This window comes from Komagataeibacter kakiaceti JCM 25156 (assembly GCF_000613305.1).
On the sequence record NZ_BAIO01000170.1, the window covers coordinates 1 to 4,431 of the forward strand.

Below are 4,431 nucleotides of genomic sequence, written 5' to 3' on the forward strand. Positions count from 1 at the left end.
GGCGCGCGGGCGGGGATGTCGCCTATGTGCTGACCATGATGTTCGTGATCCAGGGCTACCTGCGTGATATTGGCCAGCAGATCTCGGTCGTGCAGCGCTCGGTCAACGAGATGGGGGAACTTGTCGCCCTGTTCCACATGAAGCCCGATGTGGCCGACGCACCGGATGCTGGCGTGCTGGCGGTAACGCTGGGGCATATCCGCTTCGATCATGTGAGTTTTGGCTATGCCCGCCAGAATGGGCATCTGCTGTTCGATAATCTGAACCTTGATATAGCCCCCGGCAGCAGGGTCGCGCTGGTCGGGCCGTCCGGTTCGGGCAAGACCACGCTGACACGGCTGCTGCAGCGGCTTTATGATGTGGGAAGTGGCCAGATCACCATTGACGGGGTCGATATTGCCACCGTCACGCAGGCCAGCCTGCGCGGGCAGATTGCCATCGTGCCGCAGGAGCCGGTCCTGTTCCATCGTTCCGTGGCGGAAAACATCGCCTATGGCCGCCCCGACGCCACGGCCGCCGAAATCGCCCATGCGGCGCGGCAGGCCAATGCGGCGGATTTCATCGACCGCCTGCCGCGCGGTTACGCCACCATGGTGGGGGAACGCGGCGTCAAGCTGTCGGGCGGGGAAAGGCAGCGCATCGTCATTGCGCGGGCTTTTCTCAGCCGGGCGCGGATCGTCATCATGGACGAGGCGACGTCAAGCCTCGATTCCCATTCCGAGATGCTGGTGCAGCAGGCGATGGAACGCCTCATGGCCGGGCGGACGGTGCTGGTGATCGCCCACCGGCTTTCCACGGTCATGGGTCTGGATCGCATTATCGTCTTTCGCCACGGGCGGGTATGGGAAGATGGCACCCATGCCGAACTCATGGCCCGGCGGGACGGGATCTACCGCGAACTGTTCGAGATCCAGTCCCGCTAGCGGCTGTCTCAGCCGGGCAGCATGGCCCCCAGCGCCTTGCCGCCAAACAGGTGGACATGGAAATGCGGCACTTCCTGTCCCGCTTCCTCCCCTATGTTGGAGAGCAGGCGGTAACCGCGCGCTTCCAGCCCCAGTTCGCGGCTGACCGTGCCGATCGCCCGCGTAAAGCCCGTGATTTCGGCTTCGGACGCATTGCGGCTGAAATCGGCGAAGGAGACATAGGCCCCTTTCGGTATGACCAGCACATGCACGGGGGCCTTGGGGGCGATGTCGTGGAAGGCGAGGGCGTATTCATCCTCGTACACCTTCTTGCACGGCAGTTCGCCACGCAGGATGCGGGCAAAGATATTCTGCGGGTCGTAGGGACCGATGCCGCTTACGGCCATGGGCTTTCTCCTGTTGCAGGTTGGAAATCAGGCCAGCGGGTCGCGCGGGCGCGCCGCCTTTTCGGCCACGCCGCTGGTGCCTTCGCGGCGCTGGAGTTCGGCCCAGACATCGGTGGCCGTCACACCGGCATCCACCCACATCACGATCAGGTGGTAGAGGACGTCGGCACTTTCGCTGACCAGTTCCTCACGGTTGCCAGCCACGGCCTCGATCAGGCATTCGACGGCTTCCTCCCCGAATTTCTGGGCGATCTTGCGCCGCCCGCGCGCCAGCAGCCGGGCGGAATGGCTGATGGACGGATCCGTGCCCCGGCGCGAGGCCACAACCGCGAACAGACGGTCCAGCACCTCGGGGGTGGCGGGGCCCACGGCTTCCGGCTTCACGGCGGCGATGGCGGCGGACTTGGCCGGGGCGTTCTTGCGGGATTTGTCTGGCTTGGCCATGGCGATGCTCCGATAGGCAGAAAATAGGGGGAATCAGGTCGTCTGGCGGACCGGCAGGCCCGCCCTGTCCAGCGCCTGCTTGACCTGGGGAATGGTGAACTGGCCGAAATGAAACACGCTGGCCGCCAGCAGGCCGGTGGCGCCCGCGCGCGCGCCCTCGACAAAATGCTCCAGTTCGCCCACGCCGCCTGACGCCACGATGGGAATGCGCACGCACGCACTGGCCGCGCGCAGCAGGTCAAGGTCGAAGCCCTTGCCCGTGCCGTCACGATCCATGCTGGTCAGCAGGATTTCACCGGCACCGCGTTCGGCCACCTCCCGGCACCAGTCGATCACGTTGCGGCCGGTGGGCGTGCGGCCGCCATGGGTATGGACCTCCCATGAACCATGGCCGTCGCTGCGCGCGTCAATGGCGACCACCACGCACTGGCTGCCGAATTTCCGGGCTGCCTCACTCACCAGTTCGGGGCGGGAGACGGCGGCGGAATTCATGGCGCATTTATCGGCCCCCGCCAGCAGCAGGCGGCGCATGTCATCGGTGGTGCGCACGCCGCCGCCCACCGTAAGCGGCAGGAAAATCCGCTCCGCCGTGCGGCTGACGACATCAAGGATGGTGTCACGGTTCTCGTTGCTGGCCGTAATGTCCAGGAACGTCAGTTCATCGGCCCCCGCCGCGTCGTAAACGGCGGCCTGTTCCACCGGGTCGCCCGCATCGCGCAGGGAGACGAAATTGACGCCCTTGACCACACGGCCGTTCTTGACATCCAGGCAGGGGATGACGCGCAGCTTCAGCATCAGGCCAGAACCCGCAGGCTTCGCTCAGGTCGATCCGCCCGTCATACAGCGCGCGGCCCACGATCACGCCCTCGATGCCCGGCGCATGCGCCGTGGCGGCGCGCAGGGCCTCCAGATGCGACAGGGAGCCAACTCCCCCGCTGGCGATGACCGGAATGGACAGCGCATTGGCCATGTCGGCGGTCTGTTCGATGTCGATGCCGGTCAGCATGCCGTCACGGCTGATTTCGGTGAAGATGACGGCGGCCACACCGGCGTCCTGCATGCGCAGGCCCAGCTCCACCGCCTTCATTTCCGATGTTTCGGCCCAGCCCTCGGTCGCGACCTGGCCGCTGCGGGCGTCGATGCCCGCTACGATGCGGTCAGGGAACAGGCGGCAGGCCTCGCGCACCAGTTCGGGGTTCTTGACCGCCACGCTGCCCAGGATGACACGGCTGATCCCGGTGTTGAGCCATCTGCCGATACTGTCCAGATCACGCAGGCCACCGCCAAGCTGCACCGGGACTGAGGCATTGGCGATGATGGCCTCGATGGCTTCGGTATTGGCCGAACGCCCGGCGAAGGCGCCGTTCAGGTCCACCACATGCAGCCACGAGCAGCCGGCATGGATCCATGCCAGTGCCTGCGCGCCGGGATCATCGGAATAGACGGTGGCGTTATCCATCTCCCCCCGGCGCAGGCGCACGCAGGTGCCGTCCTTGAGGTCGATGGCGGGATAGAGGGTCAGGCTGTGTCCGGTCACGGGGGCATGTCCTGCTGCGGGAATGGGGGTTGAGGCATCCTGCGGGTGGGCGGGTACGATCCGCTCGTCATCCTGCAGGCGTTTGGTGAAGAACAGGCCGCGGACGGTCCGCCCGTCCGTGCGGGCATAGCTGGGTGGGTGCCCCAGTGGTGGAACCCGCAGTTGCGGAACAGCCGCACGGCCTCGGTCTGGGTTTCGCGCACGTCGAGGTTGATGATCTGGTAGCCCATGCTGCGCGCGCAGTCTTCCACCTCGGCCAGCAACTGGCGGCCCAGCCCCAGCCGCCGCGCATAGGGCGCGATGTAGAAATGCATGAGGGTGGCGCTCATGGCCTGCGCCTCGTTATTGCGCGGGGGGCGGACAAGCTGGGCGGAGCCCACGATCATGCCATCCAGCCGGGCCACGAACATCTGCCGTTCGGGCACCAGCAGCACGCCACGGAAGTAGCGCTCCAGCGTCTCACGCGGGGGCGGGGCCAGCCAGCCGAATCCACCGCCCTCCAGAATGGCGGCGTTCGTCGCGTCGCACAGGGCGTGCAGGTCGTCCTCGTCCATGCGCTGAAGCCGTTCGGCATGGGTGGCGCCAGCGGGGGACATGTTGCGCCGTGTCATGGCGTGCTATCCGGCGAGGGGGTCCAGCGCAGGAAGTTGGACAGGATGCGCAGGCCCACCTTCTGGCTCTTTTCCACATGGAACTGCGTGCCCGCCCGGTTGCCGCGCGCCACGATGGCCGGAACCCGTCCGCCGTAATCGGTCATGGCCACCATGTCGGCCGGATCGTACTGCGCCAGGGCGAAGGAATGGACGAAATAACCGTGGGCGTCCGCATCCAGCCCTTCGGTCAGGGGGTGCGCGCCGGGCGTGAATTCAAGCTGGTTCCACCCCATCTGCGGCAGGCGCAGGTCGGGTGCGTCCATAAGCCGTATTTCCCCCGCGATCCAGCCAAAGCCGGGGGTCACGCCATGTTCGCGGCCACGTTCGGCCATCAACTGCATGCCCACGCAGATGCCAAGGAAAGGCACCCCGTTATCGGTCGCGTCCACGATCGCGTCGCGCAGGCCCGGCCGGGCGTCGAGACCGGCCGCGCAATCGGCAAACGCGCCCTGTCCCGGCAGGACGATCCGGTCGGCCTGCCGCACGGC

5 protein-coding genes and 1 pseudogene are annotated in these 4,431 nt (G+C 66.5%); 1 reads left to right on the forward strand and 5 read right to left on the reverse strand.

Annotated features, from left to right (window positions below; all coding sequences use genetic code 11):
• Positions 1-923 (forward strand): ABC transporter ATP-binding protein (locus tag JCM25156_RS09850; RefSeq protein ID WP_025812944.1); only part of this gene is annotated, 923 nt, incomplete at its 5' end.
• Between the two features lie 8 nt (positions 924-931).
• Here JCM25156_RS09850 and JCM25156_RS09855 read toward each other — a convergent pair.
• From JCM25156_RS09855 to hisH, 5 genes and pseudogenes are all read right to left on the reverse strand, one after another.
• The gene (locus JCM25156_RS09855; protein ID WP_025812945.1) at positions 932-1,309 is read right to left on the reverse strand and encodes a histidine triad nucleotide-binding protein; all 378 of its coding nucleotides are present in this window, start codon (positions 1,307-1,309) and stop codon (positions 932-934) included.
• A 27-nt stretch (positions 1,310-1,336) separates the two neighbouring features.
• Positions 1,337-1,753, reverse strand: a complete 417-nt coding sequence (locus JCM25156_RS09860) for a phosphoribosyl-ATP diphosphatase (protein WP_025812946.1) — start codon at positions 1,751-1,753, stop codon at positions 1,337-1,339.
• 33 nt (positions 1,754-1,786) lie between these two features.
• The gene (hisF, locus tag JCM25156_RS09865) at positions 1,787-2,548 is read right to left on the reverse strand and encodes an imidazole glycerol phosphate synthase subunit HisF (RefSeq protein ID WP_025812947.1); all 762 of its coding nucleotides are present in this window, start codon (positions 2,546-2,548) and stop codon (positions 1,787-1,789) included.
• Positions 2,549-2,564: 16 nt separating this feature from the next.
• Positions 2,565-3,901: pseudogene (gene hisA / locus JCM25156_RS23240) on the reverse strand (1-(5-phosphoribosyl)-5-[(5-phosphoribosylamino)methylideneamino]imidazole-4-carboxamide isomerase); the annotation flags it as partial.
• Positions 3,898-4,431, reverse strand: a 534-nt coding sequence (gene hisH / locus JCM25156_RS09875; RefSeq protein ID WP_025812948.1) for an imidazole glycerol phosphate synthase subunit HisH, incomplete at its 5' end; no start/stop codon positions are given. The gene hisH and the pseudogene hisA, both read right to left, overlap by 4 nt.